This is a genomic window from Streptomyces kunmingensis, assembly GCF_039533535.1.
Classification (GTDB): domain Bacteria; phylum Actinomycetota; class Actinomycetes; order Streptomycetales; family Streptomycetaceae; genus Streptomyces; species Streptomyces kunmingensis.
In genome coordinates this window covers 168041-185739 of record NZ_BAAATS010000005.1, presented here as the reverse complement: position 1 = coordinate 185739, position 17699 = coordinate 168041, and the positions used below count along the sequence as shown (strand labels likewise).

Sequence of the window (17699 nt, the reverse complement as noted above, 5' to 3'; positions counted from 1 at the left end):
GAACCCTCCCGGAGACCCCGATGAGCCCTGCCGTCGCCGACGTCATCGAACGGCTGCGCCTGGCGCGCGTCACCCCGACCGTGCGCGAGGCCGACGCCGACACCGCCGACCGCGTCGCACGGACCCTCGTCGACCACGGCATCACCGCCTTCGAGTTCACCGCCACCACACCCGGCTGGGAGAAGCTCGTCGAGAGCTGGTCGCGGGACGCGCCGCAGGTGACGCTGGGGCTCGGCACCGTCACCTCGCCCGGGATCGCCGAACGGGCGCTGGCCGCCGGGGCACAGTTCCTCGTCAGCCCGTTCCAGGTGCCCGAGGTGCGCCCCGTCGCGGACGCCGCCGGAAAGCTCCTCGTCGAGGGCGGCCTCACCCCGAGCGAACTGCGCATCGCGGCCGACCGCGGCGTGGCGAAGCTGTTCCCGGCACACGTCGGCGGGATCACGTACCTGAAGTCGGTCCTCTCGGTCCTGCCCGGCGCCCGCATCGCGGCGACCGGCGGCGTCACCGTAGACAACGCGGCGCAGTGGCTGGACGCGGGAGCCTTCCTCGTCAGCATCGGCAGCGATCTCACCAAGGGCGACGTGGCGGCCAACGTGGCCCGGCTCAGGGAGGGAATCGGCTGACCCCGTCGTGCGTTACAGCTCCTGCGGCCCGAACAGCGAAAATGGGCCGTCATCACCGACCTGGGCAGGAGTTTCGCATGACCGTGGGAACCGAGAAGGCTGTGCTGGCCGGAGGCTGCTTCTGGGGCATGGAGGACTTGATCCGCAAGCAGCCGGGAGTGCTCTCCACGCGCGTGGGCTACAGCGGCGGTGACACACCGAACGCCACCTACCGCAACCACGGGGACCACGCCGAATCGATCGAGATCGTCTACGACCCGTCGGTGACCGGTTTCCGGGACGTCCTGGAGTTCTTCTTCCAGATCCACGACCCGTCGACCAGGGACCGCCAGGGCAACGACATCGGCCGCAGCTACCGCTCGGCGATCTTCTACGCCGACGAGGCGCAGCGTGCCGTCGCCGAGGACACCATCGCCGACGTCGACGCCAGTGGGCTGTGGCCGGGCAAGGTGGTCACCGAGGTGGCGCCCCTCGGTGACTTCTGGGAGGCCGAGCCGGAGCACCAGGACTACCTGGAGCGCTACCCGAACGGCTACACCTGCCACTTCCCGCGGCCGAACTGGAAGCTGCCGAAGCGGGCGGAGTCGGCGGCCGGCTGACCTTCCCGCCCCGCCGGACGGTAGCGTGCCCCGGGGCGCCGTCGGAGGGGGCCGACTGCCGCGCCCCGGTCGGATGCGGTGCGCGGGAGGGAGTCGGCGATGGCCGGAGCGGTGGAGTGGAGACGGATCGGCCGGGGCGTCCGGCAGGTTCCGGAGCCGTGGGCGACACCGCTCATATGGACCGCCGCCTATCTGGGCGCGTTCGGGCTCGTGGGTCTGTTGAGCCTGCTCGGCTTCCTCGACCGTACGGGCCTCGCGCTGCTGGTGCTCTCGCTCCTCGCGGGGCTCCTCGGGATGCGGGGCCGCTTCATCGCGGCGCCCGGCACCGCGTTCCTCTGCTGGACCTGTCTGAACGTCCTCGGTACCGAGCCGACCGGTGAGCTTTCCTGGGCCGGGCACCGGGACCCCGGATGGATGGCGTGCCTGCTGGCCGCCGCGGTGGTGGGGACGGTCGCGGGCCGGGTGCTGCAAGCGCGTGCGGCGTACCGCCGCGTGACGGCGTTCGACGAGCAGGCCTGACGCGACGCCGCGTCCGACCGGTGCACACGGAAAAGCCCCTGCCGCGGCAGGGGCTTTTCCCTCGGGTGGAAGAGGGCGCTCAGGCGCCGCTCGCGTCGAGCATCGCGTCGCGCTCGACGATCTTGACGCGCTCGCGTGCCTGCGGCTCACCGAGTGCCTTTTCGGCGGCGTCGAGCTTGTACCAGCCGTCCCACGTGGTGTAGCGGACACCGCGCTCGCCCAGGAAGGCGTCGACGGCCTCGGGATCGGGGGAGGCGGGGGTGTGCAGGCGGCCGTTGCTGTGATCGTCCAGCAGGTTGGCGACCGTCTCGTTGGCGTCGCCCTTCGTGTGGCCGATCAGGCCGATCGGGCCGCGCCGGATCCACCCGGTGACGTACGTGGACTGCAGGTGCTCGCCGGTCTCCTGGATCACGCGGCCGCCCTCGTCGGGGACCGTGCCGGAGGCGACGTCCCAGGGGAGCTTGGGCAGTTCGTCGGAGAGGTAGCCCACGGCGCGGTAGACGGCGGTGACGTCCCAGTCGGTGAAGGAGCCGGTGCCCTTGACGTTGCCGGTGCCGTCGAGCTCGGTGCGCTCCGTGCGCAGCGCGGTGACCTTGCCGTCCTCGCCGAGGATCTCGGTGGGCGACTCGAAGAAGTGCAGGAACAGCTTGTGCGGGCGCTCGCCGATGTCGCGGATCGCCCAGTTCTCCAGGGTCTTGGCGACCATGTCGGCCTGCTTGTTGGCGCGGCGCGTGGCGATCGAGCCGTCGTCGTAGTCGATGTCCTCGGGGTTGACGATGACCTCGATGGTGGGGGAGTGGTCGAGCTCCCGCAGCTCCATGGGGCTGAACTTGGCCTGCGCCGGGCCGCGGCGGCCGAACACGTGGATCTCGCGCGCCTTGTTGGCCTTCAGGCCCTCGTGCACGTTCGGCGGGATCTCGGTCGGCAGCAGCTCCTCGGCGGTCTTGGCCAGGATGCGGGCGACGTCGAGCGCGACGTTGCCGACGCCGAGGACGGCGACCTTCTCCGCGTCCAGCGGCCAGGTCCTCGGCACGTCCGGGTGGCCGTCGTACCAGGAGACGAAGTCCGCGGCGCCGTACGAACCGTCGAGCTCCAGGCCCGGGATGTCGAGGTGGCGGTCGGCGGTGGCCCCGGTCGAGAAGACGACCGCGTCGTAGAAGCTGTGCAGATCGTCGAGGTCGATGTCGCGCGGGTAGTCGACGTTGCCGAAGAGGCGGATCTGCGGCTTGTCGAGGACCTGGTGCAGGGCGGTGACGATGCCCTTGATCCGCGGGTGGTCGGGCGCCACGCCGTACCGGATCAGGCCGAAGGGGGCGGGCATGCGCTCGAACAGGTCGATGGACACGCCGGGCTCGGTGGCCACTGCGGACTTCAGCAGAGCGTCGGCGGCGTAGATGCCGGCGGGGCCCGCTCCGACAATGGCGACCCGCAGAGGGCGAGGCATGTTCAGGTTCCCTTCGGAGGAAAAGCGGAGTACTCCGAACAATCTTAAAGTAAGGCAAGCCTTAGTTGGCAGGCGGGTCCGGTCTATGGGCCCATAAGGCTGGGTTATGGGTTGCCCTAGGGGGCCTTTGGGGCCCCATGGAGGCGTGTGAAGCCCTTGCGATAGGCATTCTGCTTGGAAAACCCAAGTGAAAACCCTAAGTTTTCGCGCATGATCAGAAACACGGGCGACGCCTGCAAAATCGTGCGCTTGTCCGGATCGGTGCGGGGACCTACCGTGCCCGCGTGGATCCCTTCGCGCGTTCATGGGCGGCCCTTCGCGCCGCCGTCGCAGGTCTGGCCGACGAGGACTTCGCGCGGCCGTCCGGCTGTGCCGGATGGCTGGTGCGGGACCTGGTGTGCCATCTGGTCATCGACGCCCAGGACGTTCTCATCACCCTGGTCACCCCGGCCGACACCGAACCGACCGTGGACGCGGCCGCCTACTGGGAGCTCCTGGACGCGCCTCCGAGCGGTGACGATCCGCTCGACGCGCTGATCCCCCGGCTGGCCGCGGCGTACGGAGAGCCGCGATGGCTCACGTTCCACCTCGACGACGTCGGATCCGCCGCGGGGCGCGCCGCCGCTCTCGCCGATCCCGCCGCCCGCGTCGCCACCCAGGACAAGGTGCTGACCGTCGGCGACTACCTGTCGGCGTACGTCCTCGAATGGACCCTGCACCACCTCGACCTCGTCGCGTACCTGCCGTCGGCTCCCGGCCCGCCCGCCGAGACCCTCGCGGTGGCGCGCGAGGCGCTGGAGAGGATCGCGGGCGCCGCGTTCCCGGCCGCGTACTCGGATACGGAGGCCCTGCTCATCGGAACGGGACGCCGGACGCCGACGGAGCCGCAGGCGGCCGTGCTGGGCGACGTCGCCGCGAGGCTTCCGCTCATCCTGGGCTGAACCGGACAGGCCCTGGTCCCGCGCGCGTCCGTCCGCATACGTTGACGCCATGACACGTGAAATCACCCCTGGTACAGCCGTGGTCACCGGGGCTTCCCGCGGCCTCGGGGCCGTCATCGCCCGACGGCTCGCCTCCGACGGACACCCGGTCGCAGTCGTGTACCGCTCGGGGGCGGACGCGGCCCGCGCCGTGGTGGCGGACATCCGCGCGGCGGGCGGCACCGCGGAGGCGTTCGGCGCCGACGTGACGGACGAGGGCGCGGTCACGGAACTGGTCACGGACGTCACCGCCCGGCTCGGCCCCGTCACCACGCTCGTCGTCAACGCCACCGGCCCGCAGCCCGAGCGCGATCCCGCGGCGGTGACCTGGCAGGACCACCTCGATCAGCTGACGTTCTTCGTCAAGAGCCCCACCCTGCTGATGCAGGCGGTGCTGCCGGGCATGCGGGAGCGCGGCGGGGGCCGCATCGTCCAGATCGGGTCGGACGTGATCGAGCGCGTCCTGCCCGAGATGTCGGCGTACACGGCCGCCAAGGCCGCCCAGCACAGCCTGACCGAGTGCTGGGCCCGCGCGCTCGGCCCGGACGGGATCACGGTCAACACCGTGGCCCCCGGCTGGATCCCGGTCGAGCGACACGCGGACGTCCCGTCCGCCGCACGCGCCGCCTACGCGGCCGACGTCCCGCTGCGCCGCATGGGCGACCCGGAGGACGTCGCCGCCGCCGTGGCGTACCTCGCCTCGGCGGAAGCGGCGTTCGTGACCGGTGAGCGCATCCGGGTCAACGGCGGGCACGCGCTCGGCTAGTGCGGTCAGGCGGTGAGCGTCCTGCTCAGGGCCGCGAGGCCGTCACGGTAGATGGACTCGAAGAGGGCGCTCGCCTCGGCGTCGGTGACGCCGTCCGGGGTGAACGTGCCCGACCATTCCACCCGCGCCCCGTCCGCGCCCCGGTCGACGACCCGCAGGGTGGACCGGTACTCCCGGACGGGGAACGGGGCGCGCACGATCGAGTAGCTGTACGCGCGGTCCGCCTCGTCGAAGGCCTCGAGGCGTTCGACGATGACCCCGCCCTCGGCGTTGGTCAGCGTCCGTACCCGGCCGCCCTCGCTCGGCAGGCTCTCGGTGATGTACGGCAGCCAGTCGGGCAACGAGCCGAAACCACCGATGAGTTGCCATACCCGGCCGGCGTCGCGCGGCACGTCGAGCGTGACGGAGGCCGCCGTCACGACGCGTCCTTCACGGGCACCGGCGCCTGGTGCGCGATGACGCCGTGGTCGCGCAGGGACTTCCAGAAGGCGTACGGGACCTCCTGGGCGAGAGCGCCGAGGTCCTCGGCGATGCGGGCGGGCCGCGTCGCGCCGGGGATGACCGCGGCGACCGCCGGGTGCGCCAGCACGAACTGGAGCGCGGCGGACTTGATGCCGATGCCGTGCTCCTCGGCGAGGGTCTTGATCAGGCCGACCTTCTCGACGATGTGGGCGGGCGCCTCGGCGTACTCGAAGTGGCTGCCGCCCGCGAGGATGCCGGAGCTGTAGGGGCCGCCGACGACGATGTCGACGTGCCGCTCGGCCGCCGCGGGCAGCAGGCGCTGGAGGGCCCGCTCGTGGTCGAGCAGGGTGTAGCGGCCGGCGAGCAGGAACGCGTCGGGACGCGGCTCCTCCAGGTCCAGGGTCATCTCCAGGGGCTCGACCTTGTTGACGCCGAGGCCCCAGGCCTTGATGACGCCCTCCTCGCGCAGCCGGGTCAGGGCACGGAACGCGCCGGTGCGGGCGCTCTCGTACACGTTCACCCATTCGTCGCCGTAGAAGTCCTGGGCGACGTCGTGGACCCAGACGATGTCCAGGCGGTCCGTCCCGAGGCGCTTGAGGCTGTCCTCGACGGAGCGCAGCGTCGCGTCGGCGCTGTAGTCGTTGACGATCTTGTTGGGGCGGCCGTGCTCGAACAGGGCACCCTTCTCGCCGAGTTCACGGCTCGCGGGGTTCTCGACCTCGTCGAGGATGACCCGGCCGACCTTCGTGGACAGCACGTATTCATCGCGCGGCTGCTGGGAGAGGACGGAGCCGAGGCGGATCTCCGCGAGGCCCGCGCCGTACAGGGGCGCGGTGTCGAAGTAGCGGATGCCCTGGTCCCAGGCGGCCTGGACGGTCGCCGCGGCCTCTTCGTCGGGGATGGCGCGGAACATGTTGCCGAGCGGTGCGGTGCCGAAGCCGATGCGGCCCGGCAGCAGGGAGCGGATGCTCATGGTGGTGCCTCAATCAGTGCTGTGTGTGGGGGAGTGCGGGGTCAGTTGAGGGTGTCGGGGTCCGGGCCTGTGCGCAGACCGCGGTCGGCGGCGGCGAGCGCGTCGAGCTCCTGCGGGACGAGCTCGAAGTCGAAGACGTCGAGGTTCTCGCGGATGCGGGCCTCGGTGACCGACTTGGGGATGACCACGTTGCCGGTCTGGAGGTGCCAGCGCAGGACGACCTGGGCCGGGCTCTTGCCATGCCGCGCGGCGATCGTGGTGACGGCGTCGTCCTTCAGGACGGCACCCTGGGCGAGCGGGCTCCAGGCCTCGGTGGCGATGCCGTGACGGGCGTGGAAGTCGCGCAGTTCCCGCTGCTGCAGGCCCGGGTGGAGCTCGACCTGGTTGACGGCCGGGACGACCGAGGCGCTGCCCAGCAGGCGCTCGAGGTGGGCCGGCTGGAAGTTGGAGACGCCGATGGCGCGGGTGCGTCCGTCGGCGAGCAGCTTCTCCAGTGCGCGCCAGCTGTCGAGGTAGAGGTCACGGGCCGGGGTCGGCCAGTGGATGAGGTACAGGTCGACGTGGTCGAGGCCGAGCTTCTCCAGGGAGGCGTCGAAGGCGGCGAGCGCGGCGTCGTACCCCTGGTCGGCGTTCCACAGCTTGGTGGTGACGAACAGCTCGTCGCGGGCGATCCCGGAGTCGGCGAGCGCCCGGCCCACGCCGCGCTCGTTGCCGTAGATCGCGGCGGTGTCGATGCTGCGGTAGCCGGCGTCGAGGGCGGTGGCCACGGCGGCGGTGGTCTCCTCGTCGGGGACTTGGAAGACGCCGAAGCCGAGCTGCGGCATGGTGATGCCGTTGTTGAGGGTGACGGTGGGGGTGATGGACATGGAGCCGTCCTTCGTCTCTTACGATCGTCCCGCGCAGTCACATGCGCCAGGGCCTTACGAGCGACCACAATAATTGCAGACGCGGGTTAATTGCAAACGCGGGATAGTGGCGCGTGTCGCACCCCGGGCAACTCGGCGGACTGAGCGCGTGCACACGGGGAACGCGTGCGGACATGACCGTACTGAGGAAAGCCGCACGTCCGATGCTCGCTTCGGTCTTCGTCACCGGCGGGCTGTCCACGCTCCGCAGTCCCGAACGCGTCGCACCCGCCGCCGAACCGGTGGCCGTGCCCGTGGCGGCCCGCGTGCCGCGACTCCCCGAGGACCCGGAACAGCTGGTCAGGATCAACGCGGCGGTGCAGGTGGGAGCGGGGGCGCTGCTGGCGACCGGGAAGCTGCCCCGCGTCGCGTCCCTCGCGCTCGCCGGCTCCCTGGTGCCGACGACGATCGCAGGCCACGCCTGGTGGAAGGAGAAGGATCCCGAGCGGCGCGCGCAGCAGCGGACGCAGTTCATGAAGAACCTCTCCCTGCTGGGCGGCCTGCTCATCGCCGCCGCCGACACGCACGGCAAGCCGTCGGTGGCCTACCGCGCCCGGGGCGCCGCGGCGAGCGGACGCAAGACCGCGCGACGAGCCGGGCGGGACGCCGCGGGAACCCTGCGAGGAGCGTCCGACACCGTCCGCACCCTCCCGTCGACCGCACGTCAGGCCGTCTCCGATCACCTGTGAGACGGGCCGCCGAGAAAGGAAGAACCCTCCAGTGACCACATTCGTCATCACCATCCCGGGGACGTTCCTGCGCGACGTGGACGAGCAGGCGCGGGCCGACATCGCCAAACGTCTGCGTCCGGCGGACCCGAACCAGACGGAGCTGGGCCGTGAGGAGCACCTCGATCTGCTCACCGTCAACGACGACAACACCTTCAGCATGCGCCTGGAGGTGACCGCCGGTGCCGGTGAGGAGGCCCAGCACAAGGCGGAGCGGACGGCCGCGGAGGCGCTGCGCGCAGCGGGCTTCACCGAGGACGAGGCTCCGCTGGGGCCCCCGGCCGTGACCGGTATCGACAACCCCGCCTGACCCGGCCGCACCGGGCCGCGCCGCCGGGCCCCGGCCGATCCGAACGCTCGCCGAACGGGTGATGTGCGGGCGGCCGCGCGGTGCCGGGCGCCGCCGCGCGGTACACGCAGGCTATGAGCCCTTCATACGTCCTGGCCGTCGGCGGCGGAAACTCCTGGTGGTTCGTCATCGTCGGCGTCCTCATCGTGCTGGCGCTGCTCGCCCTGCTCTGGAACGGCCGGCGCCGCCTCAACCGCCGCCCCGACCCGGTCCAGGCCCCGCAGCCCCGCGCCGACTCCTGGGAATGCCCGCACGACCACGACCATGACGACCACGACGGTCACGGACCCGAAGCGCGCTGACACACCGCGGCGCCCGCCCCACCGGGACGGGCGCCGCGCCGTCGGCTCAGCCCTGCCGCACCTGCTGCCGGGCCACCGTCTCGGCGAGCTTCTGGAACTCGCCCAGGTCGTAGTTGGCCAGCGTGGAGTCCAGGTTGGTGAGCGCTCCGAGATGCTCCACGAAACCCTTCGGGTCGTACTCGATCTGGAGCGTCACCCGGCTCGTGGTGTCACCGAGCCGGTGGAAGGTCACCACCCCGGCATGGTCCACGCCCTCGACGGTGCGCCAGGCGATCCGGTTCTCGGGGACGACCTCGGTGAGTTCGGCGACGAAGTTCTTCTCCGCGCCGGGCAGCTCCAGCTGCCATGCGAAACGCCGCTCGTCCATCGGCTCGACCAGGCGTACGTGGCTGAGGAACGAAGGCCACCGGGACACATCGCTCCACAGCTCCCAGGCGACGGAGACAGGGGCCTGGAGGTCGACGGACTCGAGCAGGGACGCGGACATGCGCACCTCTTTCCTGGGAAACGGGCGGCCACGGGCTCTTTGGTCCACTGCGGCTCGGGGCTCCGTTACCCCTTGAGGGCCGGAGCACGCAGCCGGGCCTCAGGCCTTCTGCGCGGACGCGGCGAGTTCCTTGAGATCGACGGTCTCGCCGGCCTCCGGCGCCTGCGGGCGGACCGGCTTGTCGTAGTCGCTGAACGTGGCCGTGTTGGGGTCCTCGCCGCCGCTCGACGTCGTCCGCAGGATGTAGGGCTTGCCCTCGGTGGCGACGTACAGGGTGAGCGTCTCGCCGCCGGCGGTCTTCTTCGTCAGCCGGATCGCCTCCGCGCCGTCGACCTTGGTCGTCGAGCCCTTCTTCATCCCCCTGCGTTCCGACTTGTTCTCGTCCATGGACGCCACGAGCCCCTGCTTGTCGCACAGCCCCTGCGTCATCGAGTCGTCCGCGGGCGCCTTCACCCACTTGTCGGCGACCTTCGGGACGACCTTGGCGCCGCCGGGCTGCCCCTTGAGGGCGTGTCGCCAGTACTTCTCGTCGCCCCGCAGGTACAGCGTCGCGTCCGTGTGCCGTACGTCCGCGCTCGTACCCCCGGTCCGGATGGTGCCGGCGCAGTTCTTGCGCTGGTCCACCGACAGGTCGACGGTGACGGTGGACCCCGCGGACTGCCGCACGGTGCCCTTCATGTGCATCGAGTCGGCCTCCTGGGTGGCCTTGACCGCGTCGGCGGCGATCTCGTCGGCACTCTTGTCCGCGAACGGCTTGTCGTCGCCCCCGCCGCTGCCGCCGCACCCCGCCACCGCCATCAAGGCCGCGCCGGCGATCGCGGCCGTCATCGCTCTACGGACCCTCATGATCCCTGCTCCCTCCCGAGGACCCGGGTGGCCCCCCGCTCGTGCCACGGCCGTCGGGGCCGCGGAACGCCTCCATTACCCGGTGTGTCCGGTACCTCACCGGAATGTCGTTTCCCCCTTCCGGTGCCGGGAGGGGCGGGCACACAGCGAGGTGGCGGGCGAGGTGGCCGCGCGCTCCGCGTCCGCGGCGTTTACGGTGGCAGAGCGGCAGACCGGAGACAGCGATGACGTCAGCCAGGAAGTCAAGGAAGTCCCATATCGGTCTGGAACAGCGCATGTCCCTGACCGGCACCGGCAGCTTCGACTGGGACCTGGAGAGCGGCGAGGTCAGCCTCGACGCGAGTGCTCTCGCGCTGCTCGACCTGGACCCCGGGGAGTTCGGCGGCACGGTGTCGGCCTTGCAGCCGCGGGTGTCGTCCGAGGAGATCGTCCGGATCACCTTCGCGGTCACGGAAGCCATCACCTCGGGCGCCGACTGCTACGGCGTCTACTTCCGCGTCCGGCTCCGTGACGGCTCGCTGCACCTCGACCACGCCCGAGGACGCGTCCTGCGCGACAAGGACGGGCGGCCCGTGCGCGCCGTGGGAGTGATCCGGCCGGCCGAGGGCGACGAGGCCGAGCTCGCGGCGGTCGACCCCCGGGAGGAGCGCCGCCAGGGCATCGCCCTCATGGTGCAGGGCACGACGGACGCCCTGTCCCGGGCCGTCACCGTCGACGACGTGGTGGCCGTGCTCTCCGGCGCGAGCGGCCTCGACCGGTTCGCCGCCGACGGCCTGGTCCTGGGCCTCGTCGAAGAAGACCACCTGAAGCTGATCGCCCTCGTGGGACAGACGATGCAGGCCCTCGACGAACTCAAGCTGCACAAGATCGACGCGTCGCAGCCGCTGGCCCGGGCGGTCACGACGCGACAACCCCGCTTCTTGAACTCGCTGCCCGAGGTCGCCCGGCACTTCACCCGCCTCGGGCCCTACATCGACCGCATGAAGCTGGAGTCGGCGGCCTTCCTGCCCCTGATCGCGCAGGACCGCGCCATCGGCGGACTCGCGCTCTTCTACCGAGGCCGCAAGGAGTTCACCGACGCGGACCGCAACCTCTGCATCGGACTGTCCGGCATCGTCGCCCAGTCGCTGCAGCGCGCCATGCTCTTCGACGAGGAGCGGGACCTGGCCAAGAGCCTGCAGGCCACCATGTTGCCGCGGGGCCTGCCCGAGGTGGCGGACGCCGAGGTCGCCGTCCGCTACCACGCCGCCTGGGGCGGCCGGGACGTCGGCGGAGACTTCTACGACGTCATCGCCCTGCCCCGCGGCCGCATCGGCGTGGTCGTCGGCGACGTACAGGGGCATGACACCCATGCCGCGGCCATCATGGGGCAGCTGCGCATCGCCCTGCGGGCCTTCGCCGGCGAGGGGCACGCGCCCGCGACGGTGCTCTCCCGCGCCTCACGGTTTCTCGCGGAGCTGGACACCGAGCGGTTCGCGACCTGTACCTACGCCCAGTTCGATCCGGCCACCGGAATCGTGCGCGCCGTGCGGGCCGGGCACCTGCCGCCCCTCGTGCGGCACGTCGACGGCCAGGTGGGGGTGCCACGGGTGCGCGGCGGCCTTCCGCTGGGCCTCGCCACCGAGTTCGGCATGGAGGACTATCCGGAGGTGCGGCTCGATCTCGTGCCGGGCGAGACGCTGGTGCTGTGCACGGACGGGCTCGTGGAGGACTCGGCGCTCGACCTGGAGACCGGTATCCAGAACCTCGCCGAGGTCCTGCGGGCGGGCCCCGAGCCGGCCGAGGAGCTGGCGGACCATCTCTCGCGCGCGCTGTGGGAGAGGTGGGGCAGCAGCGACGACGTCGCGCTCCTGGTGCTGCGCCGGCTCCCCGATCCCGGGACACCGCAGGAGCCGCGCATCCACCGGTACGTCCACCAGGCCGACCCCGAGGGACTCGCCGACACACGTGCGGCGCTCCGGGAACACCTGGCGTTGTGGGGTCTCGGCACGGTGGCCGACGATGTCGAGGTGGCGGCCGGCGAACTCCTCGTCAACGCCCTGGTGCACACCGAAGGCGGCGCCATCCTCACCCTGGAGGTGCTGAGCGGCCCGCCGTGCCGCGTCCGCCTGTGGGTGAAGGACCGCTCCAGCACGCGGCCGCGCCGCAAGGACCCGGGCGAGACCGCCACCTCGGGCCGCGGACTGCTCCTGGTGGAGGCGGTCACCTCGTGCTGGGGCGTCGAACCGCGCGGTGAGGGCAAGGCCGTCTGGTGCGATTTCACGGTGCCGGACGACTGAGGGGCCCAAGGCGGCGCAAGCCGGATCAGTCGGCCGGGGCCAGGTCGGAGATCTTCCGGGTGTTCAGATCGGACTGCACCTTGATCTTGGTCACTTCGGGATTCTTTCCGTCGCTCCACGTGAGCGTCACCAGAGCCGTGGAATGCCCGGCCCCCGAACCGGTGTATGCCACCGAGTACTTCACCGGAACGTTCTGCGCGAAGAGGATTCCGTCCGCGTGTTCCCGGGCCTCGAAGTCCGCGACCTTCTTCTGCGCGGCGGCGGAGAGATAGAAACCGCGAAGGGCCTTGGCGTCGGCGGCGGATCCCGCGTCCTCGTTGTCCCACATGGCGTCGATGTAGGCGCCGTAGAAATTCGCGACACGGTCGGTGGTGCTCCGCGGATCGCCCTGCGGGGCGGCGGTGGCGGCCGCGACGGTGTGCGTGCCGGCGCCGTCGGAACCCGCCAGCGCCGGGGTGACGGCCGCCAGGCTCAGGACGGCGGCGACGCCGGCGGTGGCGATGAAACGGGTGCGGATGGTCGTGCGCATTTGATGTGCCTTCCCCGTGCAACGTGCGTGATGGCCCGGTATTGATGAGGTCCGGGCGCCTCGGTCACAAGGGAAGATGGGAAATTCACCGCGGCAGTTCCCGTAAGTCCGAAGAAAAATTTCCTTTAGCTGGAGCCGGGCGGCGGGTCGAAATGGTTGTGCGTTAAAAAGAAAAGAATCGGCAAAGGGGAAAGCGCGAGGCCGGAGAAGTGCGCCCAAAAAAGAGACGGGACGGCACGTGATGTGCCGTCCCGCCTTCGACCGAGCGCCCTCAGGACTGGGGGCGGCTGCCGTGGTTGGCGCCGTTCTTGCGGCGGGCCTTCTTCTTGCGGCGTCGCTTCGAGGACATCGCTACCTCCCAGGGTCGGTGTTGCGGTGGTTCTCCCTGGATGTGTCCAGGCGAGCACGAATCCGCCTACCCCATTCCCACGCGCCCCATGGTGTGACCCGCGTCACTACTGGAGCTTGCGCACCGCCGTCGCCGTCGTCTTCTTGAAGGCGGCGACCGGCGCGCTGTCGTAGCCGCCCATCTGGCCCCACTTGACGATCGTCACCGCCGTGCCGTCCCGGCCGACCGAGAAGAGGTTGATGTCGGTGGCGCCCCAGGTGGCTTCGGTGTGGACCCCGTAGACGTGGGCGCCGTCCTCGACGGCCACCCGGCCGTAGTACTTCTGGGTCGCCGTGATGTCGGGATTCTCCTTCATCACCGTGGCGGCGCAGGACTGGAGCTTCTTGCGCACCAGCGCCGCGAAGTCCGCGGCCCGCCGGGTGCTGCGCTCGACCACCGTCACCTGAAGCGCGTTCGTGTCGAGGTCCGTATAGAAGGCGCGGTGCACGGACGTGGACGGCAGCGCCTCGCCGACACACATCGGCAGCGGGTCCGGCTGGCCCGCCGTCACCTCGCCCGCGAACCACTCCGAGGACGGGTGCGGCGGCAGATCGGCCGGCGCCAGGAAGCGCGGGCCGTCGGAGGCGGCCGCGGCGGGCAGTGCGGTGACGGCGGTTCCCGCGGCGGCCATCGCCACGGCGACCGCCGCTCCCCGCACCTTTGTTCGTCGGCTCATCGCCATGATCTCTCCCAAGGTCGCAGTGCGGGTCCGTCGCTGCGAACCCTGAAGGGGCGACGCCGATGAGGCGCCGTCCACATCACATACGACCCGCGGCGCCCGGACACCGTTGTCCTCCCGCGCGTCACAGGCGTGTCCTGTCTGTCACGGAATGTCGACGTCCGGGCCGCCGCTCCCGACCTCGGTCCTCGACGACCTGGACGCCGACGGTCCAGTCCTCGCCGCTCTCAGTCCTCGCCGCCCTCGTCCTCGTCGTCACCCTCGAAGAAGTCCCCGACCTCGTCGACGACTTCGGCGGCGACCAGGCCGCCGACGACGCCCACGGCGAGCCCGGCCGCGCCCACGGCCACGGCCGTGCCCACCCCGGGCCCGGAGCGGTGACCGCCCGCGTGGTGCTGATGGTCCTCGTGGGAGCCGCCGTGGCCCTGCCCGTACGCGGCGTGACTGCCGTACGCGGACCGGTGCTCGAGGACCTGCCGCACCCAGCCGTCGACGAGCGTGTTCCAGTCCTGCCGGTGGACGTCGTCGTGGGCGACGGTGAAGCGGGTGACCGCGTCGTGGCCGGAGGAGAAGAGTCCGCCGCGCTTGTCCGCCTCCAGGACGACCTCCATGCCGCCGGGCGTGGCGAGGAAGGTCACCTCGATCTCGTTGATGTCGTGCGCGTACTGGGGCGCCGGGGTCAGTTCGATCTCCTGGTAGAACGGGAGCTGCTGGCCCGTGCCGCCGATGCGGCCGTACTCGAGATCCGCCGACCTGAAGCCGAAGCCGAGCTGTCCGAACGCCTCGAGCGCGGCCTCCTGCACGGGAAGCGGGCCGACGGCGAGCTGGTCCAGGTCGCCCTTGTCCTTGGCGCCCGCGACCGAGAGCTCCGTGCGCACCCCGAGGACGATGCCGAGCTGCTGCCCGTACAGCTCGGTGATCGGTGTCTCCCAGGGCAGGACCACGCTGAACGGCACGCTGTGCTCGGCGCCCTCCGCCAGCCGCAATCCGCCGCCGACGACGAACCGGTCGAAGACGACGACGCCGTGGCTCTCGCCCTCCTCGTGCTCGGCCTCGGCGCGGGCGACGAGCTCCAGCGTGATGTGCTCGATCGCGAAGTCGCCGCTGCCGCCCCGGAGATGGACCTGGCCGGAGAGGACGCCACCGGGCGCGACGGCCCCGGGGGCGAGGACGGTGTCGACGGTGGGGCCGCCCACGCCGAGCGAGCCGAGCAGTCGTTTGAACACCATCGAAGCGTTCACTCCCTTGTCTGGGTACGGGGAACGGCGGGACCGTGAGGACGGTGCGCGTGTTCGGGAACACGGGTGGCGCCCCCTACGTTCTACAAGCGCGTAGAAGCATATGCCTGACGACACCCCGGGATCACCCGATCCCCCGAGCGAGACGGAGCCACAGCCCGCGATGGTGAACCAACGGTGACCGAGATTCTGCTATTGGCGTGCGCACTGCTCCTCACCCTCGCGTGCGCGCTGTTCGTGGCGGCCGAGTTCTCCCTGACGACCGTCGAGCGTGCCGATCTGGAGCGCGCGGCGCAGGCGGGGGAGCGCGGTGCGAGCGGCGCCCTGAAGGCGGTGCGCCGCCTGACGTTCCAGCTGTCCGGAGCCCAACTGGGCATCACGGTGACCTCGTTGGTGATCGGGATGCTCGCCGAGCCGTCACTGGCCGCCCTGCTGCGCGGCCCGCTGGCGGCGGCCGGACTGGGCGGCGCGGCGTCGTCGGTCGCCTCCGTCCTCGGGGTCGCGCTGTCCACCGTGATCCTCATGGTCGTCGGTGAACTGGTGCCGAAGAACTGGGCCATCGCCCGCCCGGTCGCCGTCGCCAAGGTCGTCGCAGGACCGCAGCGCGGCTTCACGGCGGCGTTCGGCCCCTTCATCCGGCATCTGAACAACACGGCGAACCGGTTCGTGCGCCGCTTCGGCCTGGAGCCCGCGGAGGAACTGGCGTCCGCGCGCACCCCCGAGGAGCTCGTCGCGCTCGCCCGGCACTCCGCCGCCGCGGGCGCCCTCGAGGCGGACTCGGCCGAACTCTTCGTCCGTACGCTGCACTTGAGCGAGCTGAGCGCCGAGAACGTGATGACGCCCCGGGTCGACGTGCAGGCGCTGGAGGCACACGCCACCGCGGCCGACGCCGCCCGTCTCACGCACCTCACCGGCCTGTCGCGCTTCCCGGTCTACCGCGACAGCCTCGACGACGTCATCGGCACCGTCCACATCCGCGACGCCCTCGCCCTGGACCCCGACAAGCGCGCGCTCACCCCGGTCACCGACCTGGCCACGCCGCCGCTGCTCGTGCCCGACAGTCTTCCCGCCGACCGGCTCCTGGAGCGGCTGCGGGAGAGCAGGACCATGGCCGTCGTCATCGACGAGTACGGGGGCACGGCCGGTGTCGCGACGGTCGAGGACATCGTGGAGGAGGTCGTGGGCGAGGTGCGCGACGAGCACGACCCCGCCGATCTGCCCGACCTGCAGCCCGCGGAGCCGGGCCCGGACGGCCGCGCCGCCTGGGAGGCCGACGGCGGTGTCCGTATCGACCAGCTCGCGGCGATCGGCCTCGAGGCGCCCGAGGGGCCGTACGAGACGATGGCCGGCCTGGTCGCGACCCGGCTCGCCCGCATCCCCGTCCGGGGCGACACCGTCGGCCTCGACGGCTGGCAGCTGACCGTGCTCGCGGTCGACCACCACCGGGCGGACCGGATCCGCGTCACCGAGCCCGAACCGGCCGCCGATGAGGCGCAGTCGATGGAGAACGCCCGATGAGCACGATGTCCGTCCTGCAGCTCGCCATCGGCGCGCTGACCCTGCTCACCAACGCCTTCTTCGTAGGCGCCGAGTTCTCGCTGATCTCCGTACGGCGCAGCCAGATCGAACCGCGCGCCCAGCGGGGCGACAAGCGGGCCCGCTCCACGCTGTGGGCCCTGGAGCACATCTCCGCGATGCTGGCGACAGCCCAACTCGGCATCACCGTCTCGTCGTTGGTCCTGGGTGCGGTCGCCGAGCCCGCCATCGCCCACCTGCTCGAACCCGGCTTCGAAGCGGTGCAGGTGCCGCACGCCCTCGTGCACCCGATCTCGTTCGTCATCGCCCTGACCGTGGCGACGTACGCGCACATGCTGTTCGGCGAGATGGTTCCCAAGAACATCGCGCTCGCCGCCCCCGTGCGCACCGCGCTGCTGCTCGGCCCGGCCCTCGTGGCCGTGACGCGCGTGCTCAAGCCGGTCGTCTTCGGCATCAACTCCTTCGCCAACAGCCTGCTGCGGTTGCTGAAGGTGGAGCCCAAGGACGAGGTCGAGGCCGTCTTCACCGACGATCAGCTGGCACGTATGGTGCTCGACTCCAGCGAGGCGGGGCTGCTGTCGGCCGCCGACGGCGAACGGCTGCGGGACGCCCTGGAGCTGGGGACACGCCCCGTCGGCGAGATCGTCGTTCCTGCGCAGCGGATGCGTACGGTGACGCAGGAGATCACGCCCGCGGAGCTGGAGCGCGTGGCGGCGGACGCCGGGTTCTCCCGCTTCCCGGTCACCGGCAGGGACGGGACGGCGCTGCTGGGCTACCTCCACATCAAGGACACCCTCGGCCTCGCCGACCGGGACCGGCCCTTCCCGCGCACGGCCCCGCACCCGCTGACCCGGGTCCGCATCGACACCCCGCTCGACGACACGCTCACCGCGCTGCGTGCCCAGGGCAGCCATCTCGCGGCGGTCACCGGCGACAAGGGGACGGTCCTCGGGTTCGTGACGATGGAGGACGTGCTGTCGGAGCTGGTGGGGCCCGCGGCCGGGCAGGCGCCGGCGACGCCGATCAAGCTTTAGATATTGCGCAAGTAATGGAATAATGTGCGGTGG

21 protein-coding genes are annotated in these 17699 nt (G+C 71.2%); 11 read left to right on the top strand and 10 right to left on the bottom strand.

The features are described 5' to 3' along the window. Positions 1-20: 20 nt before the first annotated feature. The 3 genes from ABD366_RS06080 (at position 21) to ABD366_RS06070 (ending at position 1741) form a co-directional block, all read left to right on the top strand. Positions 21-623 carry a bifunctional 4-hydroxy-2-oxoglutarate aldolase/2-dehydro-3-deoxy-phosphogluconate aldolase gene (locus ABD366_RS06080; RefSeq protein WP_344441231.1) on the top strand — a complete coding sequence of 201 codons (603 nt, stop codon included), beginning with the start codon at positions 21-23 and terminating at the stop codon, positions 621-623. Positions 624-700: 77 nt separating this feature from the next. After that, positions 701-1222, top strand: coding sequence for a peptide-methionine (S)-S-oxide reductase MsrA (gene msrA / locus ABD366_RS06075; RefSeq protein WP_324772087.1), 522 nt, complete (start codon positions 701-703; stop codon positions 1220-1222). A 99-nt stretch (positions 1223-1321) separates the two neighbouring features. Beyond that, positions 1322-1741, top strand: coding sequence for a hypothetical protein (locus ABD366_RS06070; protein ID WP_324772088.1), 420 nt, complete (start codon positions 1322-1324; stop codon positions 1739-1741). A gap of 79 nt (positions 1742-1820) precedes the next feature. Here the strand turns inward: ABD366_RS06070 and ABD366_RS06065 are convergent, their stop codons facing one another. After that, a complete protein-coding gene (locus ABD366_RS06065) occupies positions 1821-3185 on the bottom strand; it encodes an FAD-dependent oxidoreductase (protein ID WP_324772089.1) in 1365 nt (454 codons plus the stop codon). A gap of 284 nt (positions 3186-3469) precedes the next feature. Here ABD366_RS06065 and ABD366_RS06060 point away from each other — a divergent pair, with 284 nt between their 5' ends. Both ABD366_RS06060 and ABD366_RS06055 read left to right on the top strand, forming a co-directional pair. Continuing rightward, positions 3470-4126 carry a maleylpyruvate isomerase N-terminal domain-containing protein gene (locus ABD366_RS06060; RefSeq protein ID WP_324772090.1) on the top strand — a complete coding sequence of 219 codons (657 nt, stop codon included), beginning with the start codon at positions 3470-3472 and terminating at the stop codon, positions 4124-4126. Between the two features lie 49 nt (positions 4127-4175). Then, entirely contained in the window at positions 4176-4931 is a 756-nt protein-coding gene (locus ABD366_RS06055; RefSeq protein WP_324772091.1) for an SDR family NAD(P)-dependent oxidoreductase, read from the top strand. A 5-nt stretch (positions 4932-4936) separates the two neighbouring features. On the opposite strand, the gene ABD366_RS06050 is transcribed toward ABD366_RS06055, so the two are convergent. Genes ABD366_RS06050 through ABD366_RS06040 form a run of 3 tightly spaced genes read right to left on the bottom strand, consistent with a single transcriptional unit; the run spans position 4937 to position 7232 of the window. Further along, a complete protein-coding gene (locus ABD366_RS06050) occupies positions 4937-5350 on the bottom strand; it encodes an SRPBCC family protein (protein ID WP_324772092.1) in 414 nt (137 codons plus the stop codon). Continuing rightward, the gene (locus tag ABD366_RS06045; protein WP_324772093.1) at positions 5347-6366 is read right to left on the bottom strand and encodes an aldo/keto reductase; all 1020 of its coding nucleotides are present in this window, start codon (positions 6364-6366) and stop codon (positions 5347-5349) included. Before ABD366_RS06045 ends, ABD366_RS06050 begins: the two co-directional genes overlap by 4 nt. Positions 6367-6407: 41 nt before the next feature. Continuing rightward, positions 6408-7232 carry an aldo/keto reductase gene (locus ABD366_RS06040; protein WP_324772094.1) on the bottom strand — a complete coding sequence of 275 codons (825 nt, stop codon included), beginning with the start codon at positions 7230-7232 and terminating at the stop codon, positions 6408-6410. 173 nt (positions 7233-7405) lie between these two features. On the opposite strand from ABD366_RS06040, the gene ABD366_RS06035 reads away from it, so the two are divergent. The 3 genes from ABD366_RS06035 (at position 7406) to ABD366_RS06025 (ending at position 8650) form a co-directional block, all read left to right on the top strand. Further along, positions 7406-7960, top strand: coding sequence for a DoxX family protein (locus ABD366_RS06035; protein WP_324772095.1), 555 nt, complete (start codon positions 7406-7408; stop codon positions 7958-7960). Between the two features lie 31 nt (positions 7961-7991). Next, the gene (locus ABD366_RS06030; protein WP_324772096.1) at positions 7992-8309 is read left to right on the top strand and encodes a hypothetical protein; all 318 of its coding nucleotides are present in this window, start codon (positions 7992-7994) and stop codon (positions 8307-8309) included. Positions 8310-8422: 113 nt separating this feature from the next. Next, positions 8423-8650: a hypothetical protein gene (locus tag ABD366_RS06025; RefSeq protein ID WP_324772097.1), complete on the top strand. Its 228-nt coding sequence runs from the start codon at positions 8423-8425 to the stop codon at positions 8648-8650. A 46-nt stretch (positions 8651-8696) separates the two neighbouring features. Here the strand turns inward: ABD366_RS06025 and ABD366_RS06020 are convergent, their stop codons facing one another. Both ABD366_RS06020 and ABD366_RS06015 read right to left on the bottom strand, forming a co-directional pair. Next, positions 8697-9137, bottom strand: a complete 441-nt coding sequence (locus ABD366_RS06020) for an SRPBCC family protein (protein WP_324772098.1) — start codon at positions 9135-9137, stop codon at positions 8697-8699. A gap of 99 nt (positions 9138-9236) precedes the next feature. Next, positions 9237-9983: a hypothetical protein gene (locus ABD366_RS06015; RefSeq protein ID WP_324772099.1), complete on the bottom strand. Its 747-nt coding sequence runs from the start codon at positions 9981-9983 to the stop codon at positions 9237-9239. A 224-nt stretch (positions 9984-10207) separates the two neighbouring features. Here ABD366_RS06015 and ABD366_RS06010 point away from each other — a divergent pair, with 224 nt between their 5' ends. Continuing rightward, positions 10208-12262, top strand: coding sequence for a SpoIIE family protein phosphatase (locus tag ABD366_RS06010; RefSeq protein ID WP_324772100.1), 2055 nt, complete (start codon positions 10208-10210; stop codon positions 12260-12262). Between the two features lie 25 nt (positions 12263-12287). Here the strand turns inward: ABD366_RS06010 and ABD366_RS06005 are convergent, their stop codons facing one another. From ABD366_RS06005 to ABD366_RS05995, 4 genes are all read right to left on the bottom strand, one after another. Then, the gene (locus ABD366_RS06005; RefSeq protein ID WP_324772101.1) at positions 12288-12791 is read right to left on the bottom strand and encodes a hypothetical protein; all 504 of its coding nucleotides are present in this window, start codon (positions 12789-12791) and stop codon (positions 12288-12290) included. Between the two features lie 271 nt (positions 12792-13062). Then, entirely contained in the window at positions 13063-13140 is a 78-nt protein-coding gene (locus ABD366_RS43440; RefSeq protein WP_370443954.1) for a 50S ribosomal protein bL37, read from the bottom strand. A gap of 106 nt (positions 13141-13246) precedes the next feature. Next, positions 13247-13855 carry a hypothetical protein gene (locus ABD366_RS06000; RefSeq protein ID WP_324772102.1) on the bottom strand — a complete coding sequence of 203 codons (609 nt, stop codon included), beginning with the start codon at positions 13853-13855 and terminating at the stop codon, positions 13247-13249. A gap of 230 nt (positions 13856-14085) precedes the next feature. Further along, positions 14086-15087, bottom strand: coding sequence for a sporulation protein (locus ABD366_RS05995; RefSeq protein WP_324772103.1), 1002 nt, complete (start codon positions 15085-15087; stop codon positions 14086-14088). A 186-nt stretch (positions 15088-15273) separates the two neighbouring features. Between ABD366_RS05995 and ABD366_RS05990 the strand changes: the two genes are divergently transcribed. Together ABD366_RS05990 and ABD366_RS05985 are read left to right on the top strand one after the other, a co-directional pair. Beyond that, complete coding sequence (locus ABD366_RS05990; protein ID WP_324772104.1) at positions 15274-16614, top strand: hemolysin family protein; 1341 nt, start codon at positions 15274-15276, stop codon at positions 16612-16614. A 5-nt stretch (positions 16615-16619) separates the two neighbouring features. Then, positions 16620-17666 carry a hemolysin family protein gene (locus ABD366_RS05985; protein WP_324772113.1) on the top strand — a complete coding sequence of 349 codons (1047 nt, stop codon included), beginning with the start codon at positions 16620-16622 and terminating at the stop codon, positions 17664-17666. Positions 17667-17699 lie beyond the last annotated feature (33 nt).